This window comes from Ralstonia insidiosa, assembly GCF_008801405.1.
Lineage (GTDB): Bacteria > Pseudomonadota > Gammaproteobacteria > Burkholderiales > Burkholderiaceae > Ralstonia > Ralstonia insidiosa.
Genome location: NZ_VZPV01000001.1, coordinates 119,875 through 145,288 on the forward strand (window position 1 = coordinate 119,875; position 25,414 = coordinate 145,288).

Below are 25,414 nucleotides of genomic sequence, written 5' to 3' on the forward strand. Positions count from 1 at the left end.
CAGGGCTGGGCTAACGAGTGCAGCAATCGGGGGCGCTGGGCACTCCTGAGCTTGAAGGTGAGCACTACGCTTACGCTGCCAATATCGGCAGCAGCTCACTGCACTGCGGCACTGCCACGACGCGGGGTGACATTCCACTCAACGGAGACTGCGTACGCCGCCGCAAGATGGATGTCGAACGCCTCGCGAAAACGGGAGAAGTACGAACGCAGCGCGGAATACCAACTGACAACCCCAGTACGCGAAACACAATCTTGAGTTAAGCAAGCGGAGGCTCCACCACCCGATCCCGTATGCCGGTTGCCTTTCGATTTACGCTGCGTGACGGCTTTAAGATCCCGCCACCCGCGTGCTGGCGCTCGCGCCACTTGACTCCAGAAATTGGTCAATAGGATGAACTGGTGTGGTTCGTTTGGACCACCACTAGTCCATCACAGACACGCTTACGGCAAGAATCCGTTCACGGGCCAAGAGCAGTGGTTCGAGGCGAAGCCGGCAACCGTACGCGTGAAAGTGCGAGCGCTCAAGAAGATCAAGGACGCAGCCCTGAACGGGTAACGATGGAGAAAACAAAGAGAGCCTCGGCTCTCTTTTTTATGCTGAATCCCGAACAATGCTGCACTGTAGAGCCGCCGGGCGACGCGTTGCTTCGCCTTGCTGAACTCAATGCCACCCTCAACGCCTCGGCCGAGCTGCTAACACCGGCTGACGCATGTGCAATCTGGCACGAACTGAACACCGTTGCCCGAGCACTCAAGCACATCAGCTACCCCAAACAGCCACACCGCCGAACCATCAACGCGGCAATAACTACGGCGCCCACACAGGGTGATCTGCTTGGGTAGCCGAAAACACTCTAGACGCCTGACCGAATACCGTTTCTTGCCTCTGATTTGGATCGCGACCTAGGCGCACCCACGGCACATCCAGTCGTGGCATCGATTAGCCGTGCTGCTAGCTTGATCGTCAACACGAAGCCCGATGCTCTGAAGCGAACTCGGCCGTCGCCCCGCGACAGAAGTCAGTGAAGAACAAGAAAATATTCCGAACGCATTACGCCGGACCGGGGACCATCTATGTTGGGAGACGACTACTCACCCCAGCGGCCGTCCACATCGCGCAGCAGGTGGCCGGCAAGGATGTAGTCCCCCGAGGCAGTAGCCTTGGCATCGAGCTTCTCCAGCTCGCCTGCGGGCAACGCGTCCAAGCTGAACTGACAGTACAAGTTGCGCTGGCGAAACGTCAGCTTGGGGCGTGATAGTCCGACCATCAACGCAATCAGCGACTGAACGGCAATGCTCTCGTGGCCGCGAAACTCCACGCGAACCCCCACCTTCTGGCCCATGCGACCCAACTCGACGGCATCCTGCCACCCCTCCTCGTAATCCAGTTCGATCACGGCGATTCCGCTTGTGTTCAGCAGCCGCAACGCTTCTTCTCGCGTACCAGCGCGCGCTGTTGTCATCGCTTCCCCTATGTCCTTCGTGAACGCCTAGCTTGCACGCCATCACCTCAGTTGTGCGTGCTCATGCAAAAGATAGTTGATGTAGCTGCGCGTCAGGTCGCAGTACAACCGTGCTTCGCCCTCTGTTAGCGTTAGCCCCGAGTTCAGCGTTGCACCATGGCGGATGGCGCCGCCAGTGGGAGACGACAAGTATCCATACACGCTTTCCATCCAGCCTATGACTTGGCTGAGCGTGCGACCGTGATTGAGCCGTCGCAAATCACCAATGATCTTGCTGAAATACTTCCCTGTAACGTCGCCATCCGGATATTGGGCACCCTGAAACGCGGTCGAGATGGTCTCCAACAACCACAGTATCTCCTGCACCGCCGCGCGGTACTCACCAGTGGTGAGGAACGTTTCTGATTTGCTCAGGGATGTCTGGATTAGCGAATTCGCTTGGGCGTCAAGTGAAGGCACATGCGTTGGCACCGCCACCGGCGTTACCAGCGCACCCATGCTGAGTACAGGGGGATCAATCGCGTACCCGCTCGGCGCCAATACCTGATTCACGTAGGGCCACGGAGGGATAGTGGCTGGCTGGAGCCGCTTGGTCGTATCAAGTAGCCCGTCGTACAACGCTTCGATGAACAAAGCTGCGTTTTCGCTCGCGTCCTGCATGTAGGACAGAAGGTCGCTTTCCGCCCAGCTCTCGCTAGAGCTCCGAATGGACGACTTGCCTGCTGCCTGCGCAAAGCGCCGCTTGAATATTTCAAGTAGGTCTTGCCGATCCCCCTGTGAGACCACCTTGCAGATGATCTGCGTGAAAACGTCGCTGACAACGTCGCCGGAGAGCTCCCCCGGCGATTCGAAGCGCCATCGGCCCTCAAATTCCAACATATCGGCTCCCGGTTGACATACCTCGTGCGCGCCTGAAACTCTAGGCGCTGCTGTTTCCCATCGGGCGAATCAATGCTCCATACAAGTCGCTGACGCTGGGATCCACCCACGTGAGATTCAGTTCCTCGTCGAGCCGAATCAGGCCGTTGTCTAGCGCTCGGTGCAGATCCGTTCGGAGCAAAATTCCGTCGGCAGCGGTGTTGTGGCCGAGTGCCCAATCTCGCCCGGGAAGATGAGCCGCGTCCAACAGTTCGGCAACAGCGCATCCTGATAGTGCACATCGCCCATTGAAGCGCTCGATCAACGCACGCCTGAAGGCTGGTTGCTCAGGCCGGACCGGCGTCGTGGTCATCTGCACAGGACTCGTCGATGCCACCTCATCGCTGGTCGATTCGACGTCCCAGTCCGCGGCATGCTGAATTGCCTCCCCGATCAAGGCAAACGTTGCGAATATCTCAGCGCCGACTGAGCGGATATTCCTAATGACGTAGAGTCTCACTTCGGGGCTGTGCTGGACGTTTGTGTTGTCTACTCCTTTGTACCCAAAGACAACATACGCGTTCCGGTAGGCACCCTCACGGATCTTTTCGATCTGCGCACGCCAGTGATAGAAGTTCGGCCTAGTGTCGCCTTCGCCCGCAAGAATCCTCGCGACACCTCGCTCGAAATCGGCCTCTGTAACCCACGACAAGAATACGATCTCGTCTCCCCTCAGAGCATACCAAGCCGTAGGCTGAGGCTTCTTGAAACCCAATTCGTCAAGTAGGTCTTTGGTCGAATAGGTTCCGTCTTGCAGACGACGCGTGCGGTCCTCAAGCTCAGGTTCGACCGGCGCCTGCTCAAGCTTCTGCAGTCTACGCTGTGCACTCAATCGCGCTTTCTCTGAGAAAGCATCCGGATGATCCAGAACTACCCGCTCAAAGACTAGATCCTCATAGCCGGCAGCCTTCAACCGGCGATAGCCACTGGACTCTGACCCGCTTGACACCACGTCCTCCGCAAACGCGACTAGGTCGCCGTCTCGGTTACGAACCGCCTGAAGTGAACGGTTTGGAGGAGCGTTCTTTTCGTGAGTCAGCCAAAGCGCAGCCAGGCCGCGTACGATCTTCAGTTCGAGTGGTGCCAGCGTGTCGAGTCTTCGCTGCAGCCTGTCAGCCACCTTCCCTTGATAGAGCACAAATGCCCTCTCTCTAAGTGCACCATCAATCCGACTGGTCAAACCTTCCTTATCCGCCAGATTTTTCCTCATGGAGGCAAGCTCCTCCAGAGAGGCAAGTCCCGCGATAACCCTTATGCGCTGATCTTCGCTCATGTGTTGATCATTGATTGATTTGGAACGATAGTGCAGGGACTCACAATCCCCTCTCGGCGCTATTCGATAGCGCATGCTCCGCGACCCCGACCGGGGAAGTGGTGTCGCTTCCGCACACGGTCGTCATGCGCCCCATTTTTGAGAACCTTGCAATGGACCAGATTCAAAAAATAGCCAGGAAAATGGCGACATCAAACGTTCTTAGAACGATGGCTTCGCCCGAGCGCTCAGAGCAGTTGTTGACTTCCATCCGGGCCTTGTCGGACAACGCGTTGGATGCGATGGCGGCGCTCGATGGTATTCCAGAAGAACAATACCCAATTTTCCGCGCACACATCCGTGGTGAGCCGAATCCCTTTTTGGAGGAGGTCGGCGCAGTTGACGGGAAGCTTCGAACGGGTGATGTAATCCTAATGACAGGTACGGCTCAACGCTCGAAGCTTTTGGCAGCGGCCCAAAAACCCTTCTACGTGTACGGAAAGTCCAGCCATGTGGCACTGGTCCATGCTGACTTCATCTGTATCGATGCGATCCCTGGAGCCGGTGTATCCAACCGGTTGATTCAAGACGTCCTGGCAGATGTCGAAGATGATTGGCGGGTTATCCGCTTCAAAGGGATAGATGAGCGGCATGCCGATGTCATTCGGCGCGCGTGCAGTTACTACCTTGCGCAGCCTTACAAAATCAAACCGAGTTGGAAATCCGGCCGAGATCACGCCTACTGTTCGGAGCTTGTTCGAAAGGTGTACCGAGACATCGGGCTGACCGGCACAGGTATCAACGCGAGCCCGATCGTTGCACCCGCTCACTTCGACCAGTTGGCGGATCTTCATACGCAGTGGCGGGACGTCACCGCTGATGCAAAGATCTACGTGGACGTCTGCAGGAAGTACTCGGCGATGTTAAAGGTTACAGCCAAAATTTTCATACACGGTCTCGAACTCAATCGCTTGAGGTTCACGGACAGGAAGAATGCACTGAAGCAAGCCCAATTAGCAATGTCCAAGAAGTTGCTCACAAAGGAGAAGTACATTGCAATGGTAAAAGAGACGAAGGAGATCGAGGCATCTCTCCATCACCATTTTTGGGACACAGGAAAGCCCCTAAATCGTGCTGCTGAGCAGCCGACTTGAGCCGCTGCCTGCTGTTTGCGCGTTAGCAGCGGTTGCGCGTTGGTCACGCTGCTAACTCGATCAAATTGGCCTGAGACTCAGCTGTCGTGGTCGCGCCCCTCAGCTACATCTAACTAATCTGTCAGGGCTTCGTTCCCATCCGTGGTGATCGCATCAGCATCCCCACGAGGGCGCCCTGACTTGATCTTCTTCGGCACCTGCCCCATGTCGAATGTGCGCACGCTCTCCGGCCCCTGGATCATCAGGTGCTGTTCAGCCTTGGCGAGATACACCAGATTCACACGCAGCGCCTGCCGCTTCTCGGTGTCGTCCCAGTTGATCTGGCCAACGCCGATGCCGTGTCCACGCTTTTCGTAGCGCCTCTTCAGCCAGGCTTGATTGCTGTTCCAGTAGGCGCCCTTACCTTCCGTCACCGCATCTACCCAGTATTCGCCGATCTGCTTCGCGATGAACTCGTCGTGGTTCGACTCTGCTGAGTAGAACAAGATGACATGCAGATGTAGCCCTGTTTCCTCACCTTGCTCGATCGCCCATACAAAGCCCTTGATGCCCGCCATGAGCGTATTGAAGCGTCGCGCTGCGAAGAATCTGTCGCGGTGCTCCTGGATCGTCTCCGGCGTGATCCATCGACGGTACTGCGGCTTGTAGCGCAACGTCAGAGAGAGAGAACCAACCATCGGGATCGTCCTGTCTCGTTGGAGAACATCTCCTCCTCCAACTCCAGCACGTTCTTCGTATTCCGCATCGCGTTCACCTGCCTCAAGCGTTCATGCTCCTTGAACACACGAGACTGGCAACGCAACCGGATCCGCTCAATCAACGTATTGAACACGTCCATGCCACGCATGCCATCGGTACTCACAACGTCTGCGGGCTCACCCAGTGACAATCGATACGGACCGATCAGACCGAGGTCCTTGCAAACATCGTAGAACACGTCGACTCGGATCGAATAGCGGTACAGGTCCGAGTATCGTTCCAGCCAGTCGTTTATCTTCTTGTAGTAGCGCTTACCAAGAAACTGCTCGCGAATCCTCTTCAACCCGCTGTAACGAGTAGGCTCTTCTACGAACCCTCCCCATCCCTTCTCGATTGCTCGAACGAATTTCTCGATAGCGAACAGGTGTCGTGATCCATAGCCCTTGTGGAAAACGACGGTATCCTTGCCGTCTACCTCCGTTTGTTCAAGGTTCACACGCTCATCAAGGCGAGCGAATACCTCCAGTGCTTCCTGGTCTTCAGTGGAATGTTGCATGGTTGCTTAATGATGTGTCGCACTGATGTGTGCGACGGTGATTGACTTGGTCTCTGGTTCGAGTGACAGCTACATGACTTGCCAGTTGTGCTTGTCGATGAACTGGAGACCTTCCTCTGTTGTCGTTGACTGCTCGATGCGAGGTGCCATCGAAGGCTGCTCAGATACTCTGCTAGTCCCGAGAAGAAGATGACCTACTCCTATCCTTCCTCCGGTAAGGACTGCGCATGGGGAGCTGTCCTACCCTTGGGGTTGATGTATTCCAAGGGAAGCAGAAATGGCTTGCACTCGATGAGCACGAGAATCTCGGCGATTCAATCATCGACACCCTGGAGAGACTCGGCTTTGCTTTCGGCCTCTCATATACATACATGTCCACGCAGTAAAAATCCCATACACGACGAAGCTACCTCGCATTGCATTCGATACTTAACAGCAACCACCACGAGATGACACTCGATACGTTGCTGGTTACATGGCAGCCCACCGGACGTACCGATGAGCCACACACGCGAGTCAGAGAACAGTTACGCCCTCATGCGCTGGCTTCTACGCAGTGCTATCACCTTCGCTGTCGTGCACGGTGCTGGCATGATCTTTTGCGATCAGCGCTTCCGGCACCTTGGTGCCACAGTGCGGACACGACACGTACACGGTCTTCATCTCACGGCGCACGTTCGACATCAGGGTCTTGAGTGTCTGCACGGACGTTTCCCAACCCTTGCCGCTCAGTAACTCAGCCAACCCCTCGTAGGATGCACCATCTTTGCGCTTCTCCTCCAGCACGGGGAAGAGCTCGCGCACGACATCAATCGCTGTGTGCTTCTTGGGGGGCACATACGCCAGCACGGCAGCTTTGAGCGCATCGATGTCCGGTTGATCGACGCTTTTCTTTTGCATGCGCTGAGTAGCTTGGGTCAGCGCAGCATTCATTGACACACGGTTCGCTGCGCCGGAGTTCTCGGTTGCGTTGGTATTCATTTCGGTTCCTTCAAAATTTACATGGCGCCCACGCCCGCATTGACGGCAGCGCCTCGGTGGATGGATGGCTCGTTGACGTTGGAGTGCCTCTCGTTGACCGCCTAACACAGCCCGCGCACGCCAAGCCCCAGTGTTTCGCCAGGCACGGCATTGCGAGGAATGCCGATCACCAGCCTGATGGGACCGGTGACCGGCGATAGCGCTGGCGAGACAGGGGCCAGACGCAACCTCTTGATCGAAAAGACAAAGAGCCAATTCCGATATGCCTCACACGCTTGCACGCGCTTGGTGCAGCGCTCCCGGCCTGCCTGCTCTGACAGGACCAACTCCAGCCTGAGCTTCGAGCTGGAATAGCGCGAACGCTCAAAGAGGTAAGCGGTAACCTGTTGGCCCAAAAGGGAAAGAGCTATTTCGGACATCCACCACGGCGGCGTGTACCCACTCCGGAGCGAGCGCATTTCGCTGTTTCAGGCGAGAACGACGCATGGCTTGGGCCTCCTTCGACATCTTCCGTTTGGGCAGACGACCCATACCGAAACGATTGCACTTCACTCGCGGATCAACGCAGATGTAACGGTCACGTCGCGCCAGGCGGCGCAGCACTTGCACCAGATTCACACGCTTCGCTGCGTCCTTGCTGTGGACCTTGCCGACACCAGCGAACTTCGTTGAGCAAATGTTCAGATTGCGATACGTGCCCTTTCCCTTCGTAATCGCATCGACCCAGTAGCGACCGATCAACTCACCCAACCATTCGGCGGTATGCGGCTCCGTGTCGTCGAAGAAGAACACGACACGCAGATAGAATCCCGTGTACGACCACTCGATGCGCCAGACATAACCGGCGAGGTTCCGGAAAATCGCGGGCTTGGCCCGCATGTTGTCCAACAACCGATCACGGTCGGCGACCACGGCTGACGCATCGTGATGCTCCTCCAACTCCGACGAATTTGCTTCTTCGCCCGCCCTGGCGCGCAAAGCCGCCATATCCTTCGCACGCTCCTCTTCCACCATGTTGACGATCTCGTCGACACGCTCTTCATCAATGGAGCAGTCGATACTCCACAGTTCCAGATGCACAGGGAGAAGTGCACCGTTACGTTCAAACAACGCGTCGACATAACGCCGCACGCTCTTGTCGTTGTCGTCGCTGGCGTTGTTCCAGTCATTAAGCTGCTTGACGATCCCGACACGTGTACCCTGCTCTCGCAGGGTGTTGATGAAATCAACAAACACTTCGGCCTCGATACGCGAACCATCCTCAAACTGACGGTCCGGGCCGGCCAAGGTACAACGGCAAATATCGTGCGCCGCGAAGCAGTCAAAAAAGAGTTGCACCGGTGGCGAGTGCCGAGAGCGGCGTGAATACAACTGTGCCATCGCGCCCGGTGCGCTGAAATACTCACTCAGCGTCGACGCCGGAACCGATTTCTTCTTGCCGTTCTGCTCCACGATCTCGAACGCAACATCCGTTGTTCTGATGACCCGGAACATAAATGTCACCACGCTTACCAATGAACCCGCTCGCCGATTGAGGATGATCGGGTTGCCTTGACGGTTCAATACGACGCTGTGCGCCGCGTTCAGGCTACGGACATCATCGACCAGATCTCTCTGCTCGACTTCGAACCACTTCTGTTTCTTTTTTTCCATGCATTTCTCCTATGCATGAACACGGCTACTACGAGTTGACGACCTGTTGACGCGCGAATGCTGCAGAGGTGCCGCTTAGATCTGCGACACACTCTCCAGTCCTCAACGAGATCCGACCGCCTCGCCATGTCCGGCTTATCGGTAGCTAGTCAGGGAATGCGGTACGGGGAAGTAGGCTGCGTTCAGTACAACCCAGGCCGCCTTGTCACTGCCGATAACGATGCGGGCTCGATCGGACGAGCAGAGCACGGTCAAGGCACGGTCTAGCGCGGCCTTGGTCATCCCAATGTTCGGCGCATAGTCGCGAAGGTGACTGCGCTTGATCGCCAACTGTCCGGTTTTCTGCACGTAGTGGCGCAGACATTGTTCAAGGTGGCCGGCTTCCACGAATTCACGAGGCACCTTTGGTTTCGGTGCGAAGCGACGTTTATAGTGCTCCGTGAAAAATTCACCGATACGCAAGGCACGCTCTACGGTTTCGCCCGAGATGTCACCAGCCCAGCCTTCAAAAGAATGAAGCCCTGCGGCAATGCGTTGGATGATCTCTGGCTGGCGTGCGACGTGTTCGGGCAGAGGCTCCAAATCACCACCACGTGCTCCGCGCTGCTGATAACGCTGAACCACCATCTCCGTAGCACGAAGCCCATCCGCACGGAACTTCACAACGGGACGCTGCAGCCGAAGGCGAACCAGTCGCACTGTGTCGCGCAGAAACTCCATGCATGCCTCATTCCACAGTGGCGTATCGGCCTTGAGCAGGCGGATGACGCGTGGGCCACCATCGTATTCCACGAAGATCTCACGGGCGCCGAGGCCCGAATTCCTGTAGCGCGCTCCGTGCTTCTTGTCGAACTCGCGCAGGATATGCGGTTGGGTCCAGCGTCCAGAGGTGACACGCGGCCCAACAATGTTCCCACGACCGGACGACTTCAGGGCAACGCTGAATGTCTGACCGTCGTACAGTTTGACGCGCGTATTGCCATGGCGCGTAATGCTGCCCGACTGCAGCGCCGTGAACTCATCATCGATCTCATTCATTACTGGATACGACACGAGACTGTCGATCATGGCCTCCATCGTGCCGCTGAACTGGATATGGGACTCGAACGGGTGGCGCGACCCGCCTTTGTCGTTCGGGCGTTGCTCTGAGTCTTCCTCATCGTCATCATCGCAGGCCGCTACATCAGCGTCCTCGTACAGCGCTATCTCGTTAGGGTCGTCTTTCAGGTACGCGGCATGGAAGCGGGACATGCTGTCGTAGGCGTAATTTTTTGCGACGGTTTTGCCACAACCAGATACTCCGCTGATCGTGGTGTTGACGCCGATTGGCCCTCTCTTTCCGCTTTCCGACTCAAGGTCGACCGCAGGATTAACGTATGCAAGACCGGCGTGAAGCACAGTCGCACCATCAATGGAGCTGGGGATGCCTATTTGCACCAAGAGGTCATACATGCTGCGCATGCGTGGGCCGAAGGCTTCGTCGGGAAATTGATCGAGATGGAACAAAGAGGCGCAGTAATTCAGAGGAAACATAGTGATCCTTGTTGGCTCGCCAGCAACAGACGACATCACGCATTCGCGTGGCACTGTGGTCTCGTGTTGTGTCGAGCTATGTTTAGGGATGGCTAGGGCATAAACCCCGGTGCGCGGTAGCACCGGGTTGTCGCAACATCATTGGCGCGTAGTTGCCCTGTGTCGGGTCGCGCTGCTGCGCGATACGTTTTCGACGAACTTGCGGAATTCCGCGTCGGCGAATTCACGCGATGCGCGCTCGTAAAACGTGCCGAATGTTGCGGCACTGAACTGCAGCCCGTGCGATGCCAATGTTGCGAGAATCCGCCTCGTCGGCACGCCTCGTTCTTTGGCTGCCTTGATGCTCGGTAGCAGCTCCAGAAAGTGTGCTCGCGCGTTTGCTTGCAACCCGTCAAGTTCACGGGCGACACGCTTGGCATCGAAGTTGTCGAGCGGATCGGAGGGCTTCTTTGCGTTGGTTGTCATTTCGACCTCCGCATTACGCCGACGCGGCGTTACCGTCAACCGTCTGCGCAGCCAGCATCTGGGCCTCCCACTCTTCCGCACACTTGCGCGGGATGACGACGCGGCGGCCAAGGCGCAGTTCTTTCGGCCCTTTACCCTGGGCCTTCAGGGAATAGTAGTAGACACGGCTGAAGTGATATGCCGCGCAGAATTGGGGAATGGTGTAGCTGAATTCCATATTTCCTCGACTCCTTCGTAAGAGGTTACTCACCCGAGCAACCTTGAAGCGAGGTTATGTGCTCCCGAAGCGGATAAAAATTTGTACGCGCTGCCTAAATATGTTTTTGCGCAGCGTAAAAACATATTTGCGCTACGCAGGCATGATTTCTATTTTTTCCTCGGGGGTCTTCCTGGTCGTTGCGCGTCATTTGGTATTTCCAGCCCGCCCTCTTTGCCTGCCTCTCGAATCCACTTCTTGATGGTTGGTTCGTCCGGGATATCGAAATTGTCAGAAAAGACCTTCTCGCTGAGCTTTAGCCCGTTGATGACACCCTTCGCAACCTCGCCGATCCTGAGCGTGCCATCACGTTCCCAGATGCACTTCGCTTCAAATTCGGTGTAGAGCTTCGCCCTCGCAAGATCATCGTTTGCCTTGCCCGCACCGTTTTCAAAAGCAACACGTCGCGAGTTCCGCATTGCGCTGACCGCCTCCATCGCGGCCGAGTGCTTGAGTGCATACCCTCCGAGCAACGATTCGGCAAACAATGTCATTCCAAGGGCAGATGCTTTTTCGGCCTGCTTCTGTGCAATCGCGAACCTCAAATGGGAGGCAACGACGAAAATATTGACCGCCGCTTCCCCTACTGCAGACAGGGACGTGCTCCCGTCGAGGGTGGCATTACCTGCGGCGCGATATTGCGACACCTCTTTTAGCCACCAATCCCGCCATTGCTCGTAGCCGTCGCTGAGGCTCGGATAGTTTTTACGGCTGCCTCTACTCCACTCACGGCGCAGCCGCAACGCGGCTTCACGCTCAAGAGAAGGGATGATGCGATCGACAACCATCGAGTGACCTTGGTCAAGCTCCTTCAGCCATTCACCTCCAGGCTGCCACGCGAAGTCCGCGGGCTCAATATCAAACGGGACGGGCCCTAGAAACGCGTCGGGTCCTACGTATTCGTCTGAATTGTCAATCTTTCCCATCATGCGTTCTCTGATTCGCTGGCTAGCGCAGAAACTGGTCGGTTAAGCTTCGCGACGGCCGCCGACAGGTGCTCGGGCGCAAGATGCGCGTACCGCAGCGTCATCGTCAAATCGGCGTGACCAAGTAGCTCGCGCACCGTGTTGAGATCCACGCCCGCCATAACGAGCCGGGACGCGAAGTGGTGGCGCATGTCATGCCATCGGAAATGCGTGATCTTTGCGTCGTTGAGCAGCTTGGACCATGCGGTTTTTACGTCGGTCCGCACGCCTCCGGCCGCGCTCGCGAAAACAATGCTGTGCTGCGTCTGTTGCTGGCGCCATGCCTTGAGCGTTGCTAGTGCTTCGTCGTTTAGTGGAATGTGGCGCTGCTTTCCGGACTTCGCCAAAGCGTCAATCACGGTCAAGATTGCACGGTCGAGGTTTACATGCTGCCAGTTGAGCTTTAACAGCTCACCTTGCCGAAGGCCGGTGTTGATCGAAAGTAGCACCGCAGGCTTGAGGTAGTCGACGAAGGCAAGGCTGCGTAGGTCTGGCATCGGTTCGTATCCCCTCGCGGCGCGCCATGCGTTCGCCGACTCACGGCCGGTGCGTTCACGCTCTTCGCGAGCATCTAGCGCCATGCGCAATCGGGTCTCTTCGTCGCCCGACAGCCAGCGCACCTTACCGCTGGGTGCCTGTAATGCCTTCACCGTCCGCATAGGGTGCTCGGCAATCAAACCCCATTCGAGCGCCCGAGAAAACAGGCCGCGCAGCGCCGATAGGTCTCGATTGGCTGTGGATGCGCTGACGTTAGCCTTGAGGCGGTTGGAGCGCCACTTCTCGATGATCCACGCATTGAACTCGCTGATCGGCTTGTCGAGGTGTTGGGCGAACGACTTGCGCAGACGTGCCGTTGTCGCAGCGCTGCTTTTGGTGTTGGCAGCGAGCCAGTCGGCGTAACGATCATCGATGAATTTCGCGAGCGTTGGCGTGCCGACAATCTTTTCGGCTTCCACCTTTCGGCGACGGCGCTCAAGCACATCCGCTGTCGTGTCGCCCGTCTTGTCTACGTCGCGCAGGGATTTTTTCGCCAGCTCACGCGCCTCGCCAGGGTTCAAGTCTGGCCAGTAGCCGAGCACGCGCCGCCCGCGCGAGCCGTCGGGCTTCGTCCATCGGATTGTGTAGCTAATCCGGCCGGCGGGCGTCACCTTCACCACGAACGCGCGCACGTCGGCATCCACGAATTCCTGGTACCTGCCGGTTGGTATGATTGACCGCAAGAAATCGCGGTCGATTTTGAATCTTTGCCCCATGCCCTAGACCCTGCCAATAAGGCAAAAGTATAGCTTAGGGCCGAATTAGGGCCAATCACGCCGTGAACAAGCAAGTACACACCTGAACACGGGTTACATAAGTAGCTGATTTTTCAATAAAAAAATACACCAACTTACCTCAAAGAACATGTTTCTCGGCTCTCCGAAGGCAGGGGTTGCTGGTTCGATCCCAGCCGGGCGCGCCAAACACTCACCGAATTGCGCAAAATGTTGGGGCGGTCCTGCGCCCGAGTCACGTTTCTGCCGCAATCCATGGCGTCGCCGCCAAATACGGTGCAAGACAGGATCAAGCCCCGCCCCGCGCGCTTTCGCGATCCCCAATTCCGTCGATCGAAGATCAGGCACGCTGGGGAACATCACCCGTCAGGAGTCGAGCAGTGAGCCGTTACTGGAGCGATGTGGTTCAGCAACTTGTGCCGTATGTCCCGGGTGAACAACCCGCGCTGGCGCACCCGGTCAAGCTGAACACCAACGAGAACCCCTACCCACCGTCGCCGCGCGTGGTTGAGGCCATCGCCCGTGAACTGGGCGACACGGGCAACAGCCTGCGCCGCTATCCCGATCCGCTGTCGCGCCGGCTGCGCGAGACGGTCGCCGCGCATCACGGCTTGCAGCCCGAGCAGGTGTTTGCAGGCAACGGTTCAGACGAGGTGCTGGCGCACGTATTCCAAGCGCTGCTCAAGCACGACAAGCCGCTGCGTTTTCCCGACATTTCGTACAGCTTCTACCCGACCTACGCCCGGCTGTACGGCGTGCAGTGCGACGTGATTCCGCTGGCCGACGATTTTTCGATCAACGCTGATGACTATCTGGGCGACGCGGGCGGTGTGCTGTTCCCGAACCCGAACGCGCCGACCGGCCATGCGTTGCCGCTGGCAGAGATCGAGCGGATCGTCGCGGCCAACCCGTCGTCTGTGGTGGTGATTGACGAAGCGTATGTGGATTTCGGTGCTCAGTCGGCAATCTCGCTCGTCGACCGCTATCCGAATCTGCTGGTCGTGCATACGACGTCCAAGTCCCGCTCGCTCGCCGGCATGCGGGTCGGCTTTGCGTTTGGCCACGCAGCGCTCATCGAAGCGCTCAACCGCGTGAAGGACAGCTTCAACTCGTACCCGCTGGATCGCCTTGCCCAAGTGGCAGCCCAGGCGGCTTACGAAGACGACACCTACTTCCGCACCACCTGCGCGCGCGTGATCGCCAGCCGCGATCGGCTGACACAAGCCCTGCACACCCTGGGGTTCGAGGTCGTGCCGTCGGCCGCGAACTTTGTCTTCGCACGGCATCCTGCACACGATGCCGCCACGCTGGCGGCGCACCTGAAAGCGCAGGAAATCTTTGTACGTCATTTCAAGCTGCCGCGCATCGACCAGCATCTGCGCATCACGGTCGGCAGCGATGACGAATGCGACGCATTCATCGAGGCGCTGCGCGACCTGCTGGCCTGACCCCCGCGACAAATTGCCATCCCCGGCGGGCAAGCATCGGCGGCCTCGATGGGGCAGCCCGCCAGATGGGGGATGGCAAGCCCCGTTGCCGCGCCATTCCCCAGCCACACGGCCTATCTGCACACTTTCACTGACTGCATTACCAACCAGCGAAGTCAGTGATTACTGCACGTAGGTAAGGGGAACATTGACCAGACGCAGGTGCCGCCAGCCGATTGCTGTGCCAGAATGCACGAGCGGGAAAATGGCGCGCCGACGCCGTCCGCTGTCCCCTAGGGCGAGCCGGTGCGTAAGCACCAGCGCGGCACGGGACGCCACACAACACACTCCCACAAAAGGAATCAGCATGTCCAATCGTCGTCAATTCCTGAAGAGCATCCCGATCGTGGCCGCCGCGGGCGCCGTCATGTCGATGTCGGATCTGGCTCTGGCAGCACCGATGGTGGCGGAGACCGACCCGCAAGCCGCCGCCCTCGGCTACAAGGCCGACACCACCAAGGTCGACAAGGCCAAGTTCCCGAAGCACGCAGCAGATCAACACTGCGGCAACTGCGCCCTGTACCAAGGCGGCACGGCAGCACAAGGCGGCTGCCCGCTGTTCGCCGGCAAGGACGTTGCCAACAAGGGCTGGTGCAGCGCCTGGGCGAAGAAGGCCTAAGCTACACAGGCTGGCCACTCGCCAACGAAACGGACCCTGCGGGGTCCGTTTTTGTTTTGCCGATGCCGCTCTACAATGCGTGCCATGCCGTTCACATTCACGCCCACCGTCCTCGTCATCGACGACGAACCCCATATCCGCCGCTTCGTCCGCGCTGCGCTGGAGGAAGAAGGCTGCGAAGTCCATGAAGCCGACCGCGTCGAACGCGGGCTGATCGAGGCCGGCACACGCCAGCCGGACGCCGTGATCCTCGACCTTGGCCTGCCCGATGGCGACGGTATGCAGTTGATCCGAGAGTTGCGCACCTGGACGGAGGTGCCGGTGCTGGTGCTCTCGGCCCGCGTAGATGAGCGCGACAAGATCGAGGCGCTCGATGCCGGTGCGGATGACTACCTCACCAAACCCTTTGGCGTGGGCGAACTGATCGCCCGCCTGCGCGTGCTGCTGCGCCGACATGCCAAGCGTGGTGAAGACGGCGGCAGCGTCATCCGCTTCGGCGAGGTGGAGGTCGACCTGGCGCGCCGCCTGGTCACCCGCAACGGCGAGGCCGTGCACCTCACTCCGATCGAATATCGCCTGCTGGCGGTGCTGCTCGGCCGGCGCGGTACCGTGATGACCCACCGCGAGCTGCTGCGCGAAGTCTGGGGCCCAGCGCACTCTGACAGCAGCCACTACCTGCGCATCTATATGGGCCACCTGCGCCACAAGCTTGAGCGCGACCCCGCGCGGCCCGAGTACCTGCTGACCGAGGTCGGCGTCGGGTACCGCTTTACGGCCTGAGCCTTACTGTTCCTTGATGCCCGCGGCGCGCACGATGCGGCCGTTGCTGTCGTATTCCGCGCGGATAGCGGCAGCAAATTGCTCGGGCGTGCCGCCTGCCGGCACCACGGCGGCCTGCGTGAGTCGATCGCGCAGGTCGGGCGCGGCCAGCGCCTTGTTGATCTCCGCATTCAGCCGCGTGATGACCGGCACGGGCGTCTTGGCCGGCGCAAACACACCGAACGTTGACGCCATGTTGGCCTTGGCATAACCAAGTTCGGCAAAGGTCGGCACGTTCGGCAGCGCATCGAGCCGGTGCGGCGCGCCCACCGCAAGGGGGCGCAGTTTGCCGCTGGCGATATGCTGCATCAGCGTCGGGCCGACATTAGTCGACATCACCTCCACCTGCCCGCCCAGCGCGTCCGTCAGTTGCTGGCCACCGCCCTTGTACGGAATCAGCGTGATATCGACACGCGCCTGCGTCTTGATCTGCTCCAGCGCCAGATGCCCCACCGTGCCCAGACCCGACGTCGACCAGCGGATCGAACCCGGCTTGGCGCGCGACTGGCCCAGCATGTCGGCAAAGCTCTTGCCCGTGAACGACGGCGTGCCCAGCAGGATCATCGGCGCGTACATGACGTTGGCCACGGGGGCGATGTCCTTCTGCGGGTCATACGGCAGCTTGCCGAAATGCGGGTTGAGCGTCAGTGGGCTCACCGACGAAAAGCCCAGCGTATAGCCATCGGGCGCAGCCTTGGCCACCGCATCCATGCCGATACTGCCGCCCGCACCGGCGCGATTCTCCACCACCACCGGCTGACCAAGCTGTGCCGAGAGCTTCTCCCCCAGGGCACGGGCCACGTTGTCGGAAATCCCACCGGTCGGATAGGCGACGATGATGCGGATCGGCTTGGCCGGGTAGTCCTGCGCCTGCACGGGCACCGCAGCGAGCAGCGAAACACCAGCACACAGCAGCGCAGCAGAAGCAATCAGACGACGACGGGCAGAACGTTCAGCAGTCATGGCGCGCAGGAGGGGCAATCAGAAAATGCCATTGTAGGCGGATGCCCCGGCAGTCTTGCCCCGCCATATCAAGACAACAAGGCAAAAGAAAAGGCGCCCGAAGGCGCCTTTCCGTTCCCAATCGAGTGACAGCGTCGATTAGAAGATGTGGCGGATACCCACGCCAGCGCTGGTCTGGTTCGACTTGCCAATGCCGGTTGCGTTGCCGCCACCCGACAGTTGCGGCAGTGCTGCGTCCTTGACCTTGTTGTAGTCGATCGTGCCGTAGACTTGCGTGCGCTTGGACAGAGCGTATTCGGCCAGCAGAACGCCGGTGTAGCGCTTGCCGTCGTTGCCGGCGGTCAGCTGTGCGTTGCTGATGCTGTCGTAGTAGAACGCGCCCGTCAGAGCCAGTGCCGGGGTGACGTTGTACGTCACGCCCAGGATGCCGACGTGGTCACGACGCTTCGTCGCGCCCGGGGTCAGGCCAGCGCCCGTGGTGGCGTTGCCGTAGATGTTCAGGCCGAAGGCGCTGCCACCAACGCAGTTCGACGAGCTGTTCACGCAACCGGTGGCATCGCTGCTGTCGATGTAGCCCACGTACAGCTTGGCCGGCCCAACGGTGTAGTTACCGCCGATACCCCACACGGTTTGCTTGTTGCCAGCGATGTCCTTGTGCTGCTGTGCGAAGCCGCCGATGTAGGCCGGGCCGAATTCATAGGCCACCGTGCCGCCAACGTACGAGTTCTGGCTAGCAGCGCCAGCCACTTCACCAAAGCCGTAGGCCAGGCCGACCGACAGGCCGTTCCACTTGCCTTCGTACTTCAGCATGTTCGACTCGCGCAGACCGGTCAGGCCGTAGTACATCCACGAGTTGCCGTCGTAGTTACCCACGCCCAGCGGGTCAAAGTTGCCGCCAGTCGTAAAGCCGAAGTTGTATTGACGGCCCAGCGTGATGGTGCCCAGGTCCTTGTTCTGCAGACCCACGAACGATTGACGATTGAACAGCGTACCCTTGCTGCTCATCGTGCCCGAATCGGAATTGAAGCCGCTTTCCAGCACGAACAGTGCCTTGTTGCCACCACCCAGGTCTTCCGAGCCCTTCAGGCCCCAGCGGCTGTTGGACACAGCACCGCTTTCCATCTGGGTCACGCTGTTGCCAGCTTGGTTAGCGTTGTTGATGTAGTGAATGCTGGTATCGACAATACCGTACAGCGTCACGCTCGATTGGGCGTAGGCAGAACCTGCGAACAGGGCGCCAACTGCAACCAGAATGGCAGACTTTTTCATGTGGGCTCGTAATAAAAGAGTTGTCTCAAACCGCCCGCCCCCGTGTGCATGAGGTTGGGCTCCTCCGTTCCTTTGCTTCCGTGTCGGAAGTGCCGCGCAAATTTAACAAAAGCCCTTATGCGCGGCAAAGCAATTCACAGAATCGCGCCACCAAGTGTGGTAAGCACGCATCGCTCTTAATGCGCTGCACCAAAACAGCCTCCGACAAGGCTTGCCGGCTCGTCGCGCCCTGCTGTGGTGCACCAAGATTGGCTCGCGGGCTTCCAATACTCCCTGTTTAGGCAAAAAGGTGGCCCCCGCCCCCCGACACTCCCGCCTTTGGTGGGTTTTGCGGCGCCATTCACGCTGACTCGCATCATTTCGGCGCTCACAACAAACCGTTCGTCGCACCACCGTGGATACGGCCATCCCTCTGACCTACGCTTCAGGCCGTGGCAGGACAGTCAAAAGACCACGCCTTAAAACAGCATCGAAAATCAGTTGAAGAAGGAGTTCGCCATGCGACTCAAGCAAATTGGAATGGCCGCGCTGTTGGCGGCAGGTGCCCTGGCGGCGGGCGGCGCTTGGGCGCAGGCCAGCCGCGTGGAGGTGTTCGGGCAGGCCGCCCGCGCCGAACGTTTTGACGTCTATAGCGATGGTGCCCGCACCGGGCGCTTCGACACCTACACAGAAGGCGCGCGCAGCGGCCGCTTTGACCCGTATTCGGACGGCATGCGCAGTGACCCGGCCGGCCGCACCCGCGACGGTGGTGGCTCAGTCTATGGTTATCCGGTACCGAGTTGATACGGAAAGCGCACATTGTTCACGCGCTTTCTTCAGTTAAGGGCCGGTCTCCAGGCACCCTCCGTTTTCCGCCTTTGGCCCAATCCGGCCCCGTTGGTGTTGCATCAGCGGGGCTTTTTCGTGACTGCCGCGTGCTCAACAAAAACGGGACGGTGCCGATTGGCAACCGTCCCGTCTTATATGGATGGCGAAGATCGTTACTTGGTCACGCCCACGCGGTCACGCGACACATCCATCACCATGCGCGTAAGCAGGTACAGGCGCGGCACGATGGAGTTCAGGTCGACGTACTCGGCGTCATTCGAGTGCGCCCCGAAGCTGGCCAGGCCGAAGCGCTCGATCACCGGCGCCTTGGTCTTGGAGGCGGCGAAGGCCGCATCCGTACCACCACCCTCTGCCTTGTCATCAATCTCCAGTGTCTTGCCAAGCTCGCCGTAGATCTTCTGGGCATGCTCGGCCAGCGCGCGCGAAGCCGGCGTGGCCTCCAGAGGCGGGCGGCGGCGCTCGAACTTGGCCGTCACCTGCGTATCGGGAATCAGCTTGTTCTTGATGCGCTCGTTGACGGTCTCTTCCAGCTTGTCGGCATCGGCCGCGCGCAGCAGGCGCACGTCTGCCTGGGCGCTCGCCACGGCCGGAATCACGTTGCGGTTGGTGCCGGCCTGCGACACCGTCCAATTGACCTTGAGGCCGGTCTCCGGCTTGGACAGATCGCGCATCTGCAGCACCTGGTGCGACAGCTCGTACAGCGCGTTGCGGCCCTGCTCCGGCGCGCCGCCCGCGTGCGAGGCCTTGCCCTTCACATCCAGCAGGATGGCACCGATGCCGCTGGTGGCCAGCGACAGCTTGTCGGAGGTCACACGCGTGCCCTCGCACGAGAACACGGCGTCTTGTTCGGCGCCCAGCTTGGCCTGCATGGCGCGCGCGCCCGGCGAGCTGATCTCTTCATCGCCGTTGATGAGCACGGTGAGCGTGCCGTATTTCTTGAAGCCAACCGCCTGCAGGATCGACACGGTGTGCAGGATGACGGCCACGCCGTTCTTGTCGTCGGCGATACCCAGGCCGTAGGCGCGGTCGCCATCGATGCGGAACGGCTGCTGCGCGAGCATGCCCTTGAGGTACACCGTATCCATGTGCGCGATCAGCATGATGTTGCGCGTGCCCTCGCCCTTGAAGCGCGCGAGCACCATCTTGCCGATCTTCTCGGGCGTGTCGGCCATGCGGTACGCGTGGTCGCTCGGGTCGATCAGCTTGACGTCGCCACCCAGCAGGCGCAGGCGGTCGGCAATCACGCCGGCAATCTTGTCCAGGCCTTCGATGTCCTTGCTGCCGGATTCAATCGACACCAGCGTCTTCATGGTGTCGATCAGTGCAGGCTTTTCCTGCTGGGCGCGCTTATAGATCTCAGCAGGGGGCACGGCGGCGGCCTGACCCGCCACCAATGCACCGCCCATCGCCAGCGCTGCCAGCATGACCGACCGCATTCCCCTCACCATCGACTTGGCTCTCATGGACGTTCCTCACCTATGTAGTTATGGTCTGCAACAAAATCAGACTGCGATTTTCGCACGCCCGCCTGATGGTTGCCTGGAGCCCTCCCCCTCGCTGAATAGGGCTTCTGACCCAACGCAATGGAATATCGGCAGTGCTGCCTAAAATCGCACCTGAAACGACAGCACACCGCTGACACTGTCGCTACAATTGCTGCCATGCAATACATCCATGTCGTCAACGGCGATGTTGCCGGCGCCACGCTCAAGCAGGCGCTCGCACAGGCAGGCCGCCCCGATTCCGTCGTAGTGCTGCGCGACGACCTCGCCGTCGGGCCGCTGGCCGACGTCGATAGCGTGGCCATGGCGCGCTCGGGCTTCTGGCAGCGCGTGGCGCCCACCAGCAGCATCGATTTCGCCACTGAAATGCGCGACGCACTGGCGTCATTGGCAGACCTGCGCGATGCCACCACCGAGGTGGCGATCTGGCACGGCCAGAGTGCGTCGGACCAACTCATGCTGCGCCGGGTGGCGTTCCATCTGCATCAATCGCCGCAGCGGATCAACGAAATCGGCATGGATGCGCGCGAACTGGAAACGCCCAACGGCCAGGGGCCACTCACGACCATCGGCATGTATTCCGGGGCGCGACTGGCGCGGCGGTTCTCGACCATCGCACCGGTATCCGTGCTGCGCATCGGTCGCCTGGCGTACGAGTGGCAGCAGACCGTGCGCGAGAACGCCGACGTGCGCCTGTGGAAGGGCAACACGCTGGTACCGGTGTCATACGCCACGGTCGACGAAGTGATTCTGGAGCACGTGCCGACCGACTGGGCCAGCGCACGCGACGTGGTCGGCAGCATCATGGGCGCCATCGATGGGTTGCTCGCCAGCGACTGGTTCGTCTTCTGGCGTTGCCGCGAACTGGTCGGCAACGGCCAGTTGCTGCTGCGCGGTGAAGCCGACTCGCTCTCCACATGCGAGCTGCGCCGCAATGTGAGCGTGGCGATTTAAGTTCACCGCAGTCGGGCCGTTGATAGGCCTATCCAAAAGGAGCGCCCAGAGCGCTCCTTTTTTGTTCACCCCGTCTTCTCAGTGTGTGCCTACAGGCTGGCAGGCTTCGGCCGTCAATCCAGAAGCAGACCAACCATCCCATTCCGGGGGCACACGTGGACATCTCTTCCCTCAGCAGCAATGCATCGCTGTATGCGACGAGCAGCCTCTCGTCGACCAGCGCGACTACCGCAACAACGGCCACTTCCACCAGCGACACGTCCGGCACCACCGGCACGACGCCGGTACGCCACCATCGCCATCATGGCGGCGGCGGTGGCGGCGGTGATTTCATGCAAGCGATCGAGCAGGCACTCGCCCAAGCCGGCGTGTCGGATCCCTCGGCAATCTCGTCGACGTCATCGACATCATCGACCAGCGCAACCAGTGGTGTCAGCAGCACCGGCAGCACGGCCGCCGCCAACGCGACCGACGGCTCGACTCCACCGCCTCCGCCCGCTGTTGGCGACGACGCGTCGGTGGGCAAAGACATCCACAAGCTCAAGCACGACTTGTTTGCAGCGCTGAAGAGCGCGAGCGGCAGCGACAGCACGTCCAGTACAGGCGGCGCTTCGGGCAGCTATGGGTCGGACCTGTCGTCGGGCCTGCAGAACCTGATCTCGCAGCTCAACAGCGGGGATACCTCGTCGAACAGCGCGTTGTCGGCGCTGCAATCGGATTTCCAGCAGCTCGTGGGCAACGTGCAAGGCGGTTCGAGCAGCAGCTCCAGCGGCACGGGCGGCTCGTCGTCGTCCGCGAGCTCGGCATCGCTGCAAGACTTCCTGCAGCAGCTGGCGCAGAACCTGGGCGGTCAGTCGACGGCGTCCGTGGCCGTGGGCAGCAGCATCAACGTCTATAGCTGACCGACCGAGGCGTCAGGCGCGAGGCATCAATCCTCGCGCCGAATGCCGGCGCGCGCCGGGCAATCGATGGGCGTAGCGGGTTCACTGCCGTCGATCTCGTTGACGAGGTCGGCGTCGGGTTGGGACTCCGTCACATCGTCGTGTTCGTTGCCCTCGCCCCACGGCATGCCCGATTCACGCAGGCGTTTGCGCTGCATGCGGTCGCGCTGGAACATCTCAGCCAGTTCATCGCGGCCCTGCTGGGCGAGCGACACGAGCTTCTTCTGATCGCGATAGACCGGGTAGACCTGATCCATGGAATTGAGCGTGTGACGGCGGAACGTCTGGGCAATGCGGTGCGCCTCGTACGGCTCCTTGCCCAGACCCTCCAGCACGCGGCGGCCGAGCATCAACGAGCCCTCAAACATCTCCCGCTCGATCACCTCCACGCCGCGGTCACGCAACTGGTACACGTGCGACACGTTGCGCGCCCGGACGTACAGCGTCAGGTGCGGGAATCGCTCACGCACGCGGTCAACCACCTCCAGGCTGGTCTCCATATCGTCGATGGCGACGACCATCATGCGGGCCTTGTCGGCACCGGCGGTTTCCAGCAGGTCCATGCGCGTGGCATCACCATAGAAAACCTTGAAGCCGAAGCGGCGCAGCATGTCGATCTGGTCAGGATCGTGGTCGAGCACCGTGGCGCTGTAGCCCTGGCTGTAGAGCAGGCGCCCGACGATCTGCCCGAAGCGGCCGAAACCGGCGATGATGACCTGGTTGTCCTGCGGTTCGATGGCCTCCGGCACGCGCTTCTTTCCGCTGGTCAGGCGCGGCACGAGAAACTTGTCGTGGAACAGCAGCAGCAACGGCGTGGCCGCCATTGACAGGGCCACCACCAGGTTCAGCGTGGCCGCCGTCTCTGCGCCCAGCACCTCGCCCGCCACGCTGGGGCCGAACACCACAAAGGCAAATTCACCGCCCTGCGAGAGCAGGAACGCAAACAGCCACGCCTGCCCGCGTGCAATGCCAAAGCGCGTGGCCAGCAAGCGCAGTGCGCCAATCTTCACCACCAGGAAGACCACCACCAGCACCACCACCGCCAGCGGCTGGCGCATCAGCACACCAAAGTCGATCGACATGCCCACGGCCAGGAAGAACAGCCCGAGCAGCAGGCCCTTGAACGGCTCGATATCGGTTTCCAGCGCGTGGCGGTATTCGGAATCGGCCAGCAGCACACCGGCAATGAAGGCACCCAGCGCCATCGACAAGCCCACGCTGTGCATCAGCAGTGCAATGCCCACCACCAGCAGCAGCGAGAACGAGGTGAACATCTCGCGCATGTTGGTGCGGGCAATTGCACGCAGCACCGGCCGCAGGACCGTACGCCCGCCAAAGATGACCGCCGCCACCACGCCCACGGCCTTGGCCGCCGCCATCCAGCTGTGGCTGCCGGACGCATCCCCCGCGTCGGCCGCCAGCAGTGGCAGCAGCGCGATCATCGGGATGGCCGCAATGTCCTGGAACAGCAGAATGCCGAAGCTGGCCGTGCCAGCCGGCGTGCGCATCAAGTTGCGCTCGGAGAGCGTAGCCAGCGCGATGGCGGTGGACGACAACGCCAGCCCCAGCCCCGCCACCACCGCCGCGCGCCACGGGTGGCCGACCGCCATGACCGCCAGCCCGACCATCAGCGCGCACACCGCCAACTGCAGCCCGCCGTACCCGAAGATGCTGCGCCGGAGCGACCACAGCCGCGCCGGCTCCAGCTCCAGCCCGATCACGAACATCATCAGCACGACGCCGAACTCAGAGAAATCCAAGATCGACTGCACGTTGGTGATGAGCCGCAGCCCCCACGGCCCCACGATCACGCCGGCCAACAAATAGCCGAGCACCGAGCCCAGGCCCAGCCGCCGCGCCAGCGGCACCGCTGCCACGGCCGCAGCCAGGTAAATGACGAAGTTGACGAGCAGGTCGTGCGATTGCATGGGCTGGCAGGAAACGGAGAATCGGGAACGTCAGACCGGGAAGTCGCTATCGTCTGTGCTGTCCGGCAGCCACGGCTGCAGTGCGGCGCGCACCTGGGCGATATGGGCGTCAATAGCTTCCGGTGACGCGTCGTCGGCGTCGTGCAGCACATGTGGCGGCTCCCACTGCATCCCGCACAGCGCGGCAGTCCGCTGCAGCGGCAGCAGGAACATGTCGAACGTGTAGCCGTGGGTGCCGGTCTGGCTGTAAGCGTGGGCGCGGCCGCCGGTGGTGGCCAGCACCATCAGATGCTTGCCGCGCAAGGCGGTGCCGCCCGGCCCGTAGGCCCAGCCCATCTCCAGCACCACGTCCAGCCACTCCTTGAGCAGTGACGGCGTGGCGTACCACTGCACCGGAAACTGGAAGACGACCAGTTCGGCGGCCTCCACGGCTGCCTGCTCGATGCGCACATCGATGTCGAAATCGGGGTAGTGCCAGTAGAGATCGTGCATGGCCACGCCAGGCAGGCTGGCCAGTGCACGCGCCAGCGGCTTGTTGGCGCGCGAGCGGCGCGGCGCAGGATGCGCGTAGATCACAAGAATGCGCGACGGGGTCATGGAAAATCAGGAGGCGGGGGCGTCTTGAACGTGCATCTTCGCACGGCTATTGTTGAGCGGCGTTACAGCGTGCCCTCGCGCGTCGCGGAAGCTGCGGGGCAAATTTGCGCAAATCAGGCGATTCCGGCGGCGCTTTTTGTGCATCACAACAATGCCCGTTGTGGATGCACCACACCCCCGGAAGCCGCGCTCGCCTGCGATAAATCAATGATTTGGCGGGAAATTCTGGCGAAAGCCTGACACGAGTCTTACGGGAAATCCCTGATTGCCCTACAATAGCATGGTGCGTTGCACAACACCCAGTTGCACCCGACTGCGTGCTCCGGAAGCGCCATTCGC

At 60.3% G+C, this 25,414-nt stretch carries 25 protein-coding genes and 1 pseudogene; 9 read left to right on the forward strand and 17 right to left on the reverse strand.

The window, feature by feature from the left end; all coding sequences use genetic code 11:
- Nucleotides 1–444: 444 nt before the first annotated feature.
- A pseudogene (locus tag F7R11_RS27215) lies at nucleotides 445–558 on the forward strand (HU family DNA-binding protein); the annotation flags it as partial.
- A 532-nt stretch (nucleotides 559–1,090) separates the two neighbouring features.
- Here F7R11_RS27215 and F7R11_RS00560 read toward each other — a convergent pair.
- The 3 genes from F7R11_RS00560 to F7R11_RS00570 are packed head-to-tail and all read right to left on the reverse strand — an operon-like array spanning nucleotide 1,091 to nucleotide 3,656.
- Nucleotides 1,091–1,465 carry a PHA-granule associated protein 4 gene (locus tag F7R11_RS00560; RefSeq protein WP_104577675.1) on the reverse strand — a complete coding sequence of 125 codons (375 nt, stop codon included), beginning with the start codon at nucleotides 1,463–1,465 and terminating at the stop codon, nucleotides 1,091–1,093.
- A 42-nt stretch (nucleotides 1,466–1,507) separates the two neighbouring features.
- Nucleotides 1,508–2,344 carry a hypothetical protein gene (locus F7R11_RS00565; RefSeq protein WP_104577676.1) on the reverse strand — a complete coding sequence of 279 codons (837 nt, stop codon included), beginning with the start codon at nucleotides 2,342–2,344 and terminating at the stop codon, nucleotides 1,508–1,510.
- Between the two features lie 40 nt (nucleotides 2,345–2,384).
- Entirely contained in the window at nucleotides 2,385–3,656 is a 1,272-nt protein-coding gene (locus F7R11_RS00570) for an HNH endonuclease signature motif containing protein (RefSeq protein ID WP_104577677.1), read from the reverse strand.
- Nucleotides 3,657–3,808: 152 nt separating this feature from the next.
- On the opposite strand from F7R11_RS00570, the gene F7R11_RS00575 reads away from it, so the two are divergent.
- Complete coding sequence (locus tag F7R11_RS00575; RefSeq protein ID WP_167317200.1) at nucleotides 3,809–4,789, forward strand: YiiX/YebB-like N1pC/P60 family cysteine hydrolase; 981 nt, start codon at nucleotides 3,809–3,811, stop codon at nucleotides 4,787–4,789.
- A gap of 113 nt (nucleotides 4,790–4,902) precedes the next feature.
- Here the strand turns inward: F7R11_RS00575 and F7R11_RS27220 are convergent, their stop codons facing one another.
- The 9 genes from F7R11_RS27220 to F7R11_RS00615 all read right to left on the reverse strand — a co-directional run bounded on the left by F7R11_RS27220 (nucleotide 4,903) and on the right by F7R11_RS00615 (nucleotide 13,078).
- Nucleotides 4,903–5,466 carry a YagK/YfjJ domain-containing protein gene (locus F7R11_RS27220; protein WP_249042855.1) on the reverse strand — a complete coding sequence of 188 codons (564 nt, stop codon included), beginning with the start codon at nucleotides 5,464–5,466 and terminating at the stop codon, nucleotides 4,903–4,905.
- On the reverse strand, nucleotides 5,445–6,044 hold the full coding sequence (locus F7R11_RS27225; protein WP_249042856.1) for a hypothetical protein: 600 nt from the start codon (nucleotides 6,042–6,044) through the stop codon (nucleotides 5,445–5,447). Before F7R11_RS27225 ends, F7R11_RS27220 begins: the two co-directional genes overlap by 22 nt.
- A gap of 549 nt (nucleotides 6,045–6,593) precedes the next feature.
- Nucleotides 6,594–7,025 carry a hypothetical protein gene (locus F7R11_RS00585; protein ID WP_104577680.1) on the reverse strand — a complete coding sequence of 144 codons (432 nt, stop codon included), beginning with the start codon at nucleotides 7,023–7,025 and terminating at the stop codon, nucleotides 6,594–6,596.
- A 363-nt stretch (nucleotides 7,026–7,388) separates the two neighbouring features.
- The gene (locus F7R11_RS00590) at nucleotides 7,389–8,678 is read right to left on the reverse strand and encodes a DUF3296 domain-containing protein (protein WP_208636678.1); all 1,290 of its coding nucleotides are present in this window, start codon (nucleotides 8,676–8,678) and stop codon (nucleotides 7,389–7,391) included.
- A 135-nt stretch (nucleotides 8,679–8,813) separates the two neighbouring features.
- On the reverse strand, nucleotides 8,814–10,247 hold the full coding sequence (locus F7R11_RS00595) for a DUF3987 domain-containing protein (RefSeq protein WP_104577682.1): 1,434 nt from the start codon (nucleotides 10,245–10,247) through the stop codon (nucleotides 8,814–8,816).
- A gap of 102 nt (nucleotides 10,248–10,349) precedes the next feature.
- Nucleotides 10,350–10,676 carry a hypothetical protein gene (locus F7R11_RS00600; protein WP_104577683.1) on the reverse strand — a complete coding sequence of 109 codons (327 nt, stop codon included), beginning with the start codon at nucleotides 10,674–10,676 and terminating at the stop codon, nucleotides 10,350–10,352.
- A 13-nt stretch (nucleotides 10,677–10,689) separates the two neighbouring features.
- Nucleotides 10,690–10,893, reverse strand: coding sequence for an excisionase (locus tag F7R11_RS00605; RefSeq protein WP_104577684.1), 204 nt, complete (start codon nucleotides 10,891–10,893; stop codon nucleotides 10,690–10,692).
- Nucleotides 10,894–11,042: 149 nt separating this feature from the next.
- A complete protein-coding gene (locus tag F7R11_RS00610) occupies nucleotides 11,043–11,861 on the reverse strand; it encodes a hypothetical protein (RefSeq protein WP_104577685.1) in 819 nt (272 codons plus the stop codon).
- Nucleotides 11,858–13,078: a site-specific integrase gene (locus tag F7R11_RS00615; protein ID WP_167317201.1), complete on the reverse strand. Its 1,221-nt coding sequence runs from the start codon at nucleotides 13,076–13,078 to the stop codon at nucleotides 11,858–11,860. The genes F7R11_RS00610 and F7R11_RS00615 overlap by 4 nt, the downstream gene beginning before the upstream one ends.
- 470 nt (nucleotides 13,079–13,548) lie before the next feature.
- Between F7R11_RS00615 and hisC the strand changes: the two genes are divergently transcribed.
- From hisC to kdpE, 3 genes are all read left to right on the forward strand, one after another.
- Nucleotides 13,549–14,616, forward strand: coding sequence for a histidinol-phosphate transaminase (gene hisC / locus F7R11_RS00620; RefSeq protein WP_064805529.1), 1,068 nt, complete (start codon nucleotides 13,549–13,551; stop codon nucleotides 14,614–14,616).
- 346 nt (nucleotides 14,617–14,962) lie between these two features.
- Nucleotides 14,963–15,274, forward strand: coding sequence for a high-potential iron-sulfur protein (locus F7R11_RS00625; protein ID WP_021197298.1), 312 nt, complete (start codon nucleotides 14,963–14,965; stop codon nucleotides 15,272–15,274).
- Between the two features lie 75 nt (nucleotides 15,275–15,349).
- Nucleotides 15,350–16,054: a two-component system response regulator KdpE gene (gene kdpE, locus F7R11_RS00630; protein WP_021197297.1), complete on the forward strand. Its 705-nt coding sequence runs from the start codon at nucleotides 15,350–15,352 to the stop codon at nucleotides 16,052–16,054.
- A gap of 3 nt (nucleotides 16,055–16,057) precedes the next feature.
- Here the strand turns inward: kdpE and F7R11_RS00635 are convergent, their stop codons facing one another.
- Together F7R11_RS00635 and F7R11_RS00640 are read right to left on the reverse strand one after the other, a co-directional pair.
- Entirely contained in the window at nucleotides 16,058–17,056 is a 999-nt protein-coding gene (locus tag F7R11_RS00635; RefSeq protein WP_064805531.1) for a Bug family tripartite tricarboxylate transporter substrate binding protein, read from the reverse strand.
- 138 nt (nucleotides 17,057–17,194) lie between these two features.
- Nucleotides 17,195–18,325: a porin gene (locus tag F7R11_RS00640; protein WP_021197295.1), complete on the reverse strand. Its 1,131-nt coding sequence runs from the start codon at nucleotides 18,323–18,325 to the stop codon at nucleotides 17,195–17,197.
- 498 nt (nucleotides 18,326–18,823) lie between these two features.
- Here F7R11_RS00640 and F7R11_RS00645 point away from each other — a divergent pair, with 498 nt between their 5' ends.
- On the forward strand, nucleotides 18,824–19,108 hold the full coding sequence (locus tag F7R11_RS00645) for a hypothetical protein (RefSeq protein WP_064805534.1): 285 nt from the start codon (nucleotides 18,824–18,826) through the stop codon (nucleotides 19,106–19,108).
- 197 nt (nucleotides 19,109–19,305) lie between these two features.
- Here the strand turns inward: F7R11_RS00645 and F7R11_RS00650 are convergent, their stop codons facing one another.
- Nucleotides 19,306–20,616, reverse strand: coding sequence for a M20/M25/M40 family metallo-hydrolase (locus tag F7R11_RS00650; protein WP_064805536.1), 1,311 nt, complete (start codon nucleotides 20,614–20,616; stop codon nucleotides 19,306–19,308).
- A gap of 198 nt (nucleotides 20,617–20,814) precedes the next feature.
- On the opposite strand from F7R11_RS00650, the gene F7R11_RS00655 reads away from it, so the two are divergent.
- Both F7R11_RS00655 and F7R11_RS00660 read left to right on the forward strand, forming a co-directional pair.
- Nucleotides 20,815–21,609 (forward strand): DUF1835 domain-containing protein, encoded by a 795-nt coding sequence (locus tag F7R11_RS00655; RefSeq protein ID WP_021197292.1) that lies wholly within the window; start codon nucleotides 20,815–20,817, stop codon nucleotides 21,607–21,609.
- 155 nt (nucleotides 21,610–21,764) lie between these two features.
- Nucleotides 21,765–22,511, forward strand: a complete 747-nt coding sequence (locus F7R11_RS00660; protein ID WP_231973117.1) for a cellulose 1,4-beta-cellobiosidase — start codon at nucleotides 21,765–21,767, stop codon at nucleotides 22,509–22,511.
- 26 nt (nucleotides 22,512–22,537) lie between these two features.
- Here the strand turns inward: F7R11_RS00660 and kefC are convergent, their stop codons facing one another.
- Nucleotides 22,538–24,478, reverse strand: a complete 1,941-nt coding sequence (gene kefC, locus F7R11_RS00665; protein ID WP_064805538.1) for a glutathione-regulated potassium-efflux system protein KefC — start codon at nucleotides 24,476–24,478, stop codon at nucleotides 22,538–22,540.
- Between the two features lie 30 nt (nucleotides 24,479–24,508).
- Entirely contained in the window at nucleotides 24,509–25,075 is a 567-nt protein-coding gene (gene kefF / locus F7R11_RS00670; RefSeq protein WP_021197289.1) for a glutathione-regulated potassium-efflux system oxidoreductase KefF, read from the reverse strand.
- Nucleotides 25,076–25,099: 24 nt separating this feature from the next.
- On the opposite strand from kefF, the gene F7R11_RS00675 reads away from it, so the two are divergent.
- Entirely contained in the window at nucleotides 25,100–25,315 is a 216-nt protein-coding gene (locus F7R11_RS00675; RefSeq protein WP_151180495.1) for a hypothetical protein, read from the forward strand.
- The last annotated feature ends 99 nt before the right edge of the window (nucleotides 25,316–25,414 follow it).

Excerpts from the sequence above, each read along its gene's own strand:
- F7R11_RS00560 (WP_104577675.1), bottom strand. The coding sequence starts at position 1,465 with ATGACAACAGCGCGCGCTGGTACGCGAGAAGAAGCGTTGCGGCTGCTG.
- F7R11_RS00565 (WP_104577676.1), bottom strand. The coding sequence starts at position 2,344 with ATGTTGGAATTTGAGGGCCGATGGCGCTTCGAATCGCCGGGGGAGCTC.
- F7R11_RS00570 (WP_104577677.1), bottom strand. The coding sequence starts at position 3,656 with ATGAGCGAAGATCAGCGCATAAGGGTTATCGCGGGACTTGCCTCTCTG.
- F7R11_RS00575 (WP_167317200.1), top strand. The coding sequence starts at position 3,809 with ATGGACCAGATTCAAAAAATAGCCAGGAAAATGGCGACATCAAACGTT.
- F7R11_RS27220 (WP_249042855.1), bottom strand. The coding sequence starts at position 5,466 with ATGGTTGGTTCTCTCTCTCTGACGTTGCGCTACAAGCCGCAGTACCGT.
- F7R11_RS27225 (WP_249042856.1), bottom strand. The coding sequence starts at position 6,044 with ATGCAACATTCCACTGAAGACCAGGAAGCACTGGAGGTATTCGCTCGC.
- F7R11_RS00585 (WP_104577680.1), bottom strand. The coding sequence starts at position 7,025 with ATGAATACCAACGCAACCGAGAACTCCGGCGCAGCGAACCGTGTGTCA.
- F7R11_RS00590 (WP_208636678.1), bottom strand. The coding sequence starts at position 8,678 with ATGGAAAAAAAGAAACAGAAGTGGTTCGAAGTCGAGCAGAGAGATCTG.
- F7R11_RS00595 (WP_104577682.1), bottom strand. The coding sequence starts at position 10,247 with ATGTCGTCTGTTGCTGGCGAGCCAACAAGGATCACTATGTTTCCTCTG.
- F7R11_RS00600 (WP_104577683.1), bottom strand. The coding sequence starts at position 10,676 with ATGACAACCAACGCAAAGAAGCCCTCCGATCCGCTCGACAACTTCGAT.
- F7R11_RS00605 (WP_104577684.1), bottom strand. The coding sequence starts at position 10,893 with ATGGAATTCAGCTACACCATTCCCCAATTCTGCGCGGCATATCACTTC.
- F7R11_RS00610 (WP_104577685.1), bottom strand. The coding sequence starts at position 11,861 with ATGATGGGAAAGATTGACAATTCAGACGAATACGTAGGACCCGACGCG.
- F7R11_RS00625 (WP_021197298.1), top strand. The coding sequence starts at position 14,963 with ATGTCCAATCGTCGTCAATTCCTGAAGAGCATCCCGATCGTGGCCGCC.
- kdpE (WP_021197297.1), top strand. The coding sequence starts at position 15,350 with ATGCGTGCCATGCCGTTCACATTCACGCCCACCGTCCTCGTCATCGAC.
- F7R11_RS00635 (WP_064805531.1), bottom strand. The coding sequence starts at position 17,056 with ATGACTGCTGAACGTTCTGCCCGTCGTCGTCTGATTGCTTCTGCTGCG.
- F7R11_RS00640 (WP_021197295.1), bottom strand. The coding sequence starts at position 18,325 with ATGAAAAAGTCTGCCATTCTGGTTGCAGTTGGCGCCCTGTTCGCAGGT.
- F7R11_RS00645 (WP_064805534.1), top strand. The coding sequence starts at position 18,824 with ATGCGACTCAAGCAAATTGGAATGGCCGCGCTGTTGGCGGCAGGTGCC.
- F7R11_RS00650 (WP_064805536.1), bottom strand. The coding sequence starts at position 20,616 with ATGAGAGCCAAGTCGATGGTGAGGGGAATGCGGTCGGTCATGCTGGCA.
- F7R11_RS00655 (WP_021197292.1), top strand. The coding sequence starts at position 20,815 with ATGCAATACATCCATGTCGTCAACGGCGATGTTGCCGGCGCCACGCTC.
- kefC (WP_064805538.1), bottom strand. The coding sequence starts at position 24,478 with ATGCAATCGCACGACCTGCTCGTCAACTTCGTCATTTACCTGGCTGCG.
- kefF (WP_021197289.1), bottom strand. The coding sequence starts at position 25,075 with ATGACCCCGTCGCGCATTCTTGTGATCTACGCGCATCCTGCGCCGCGC.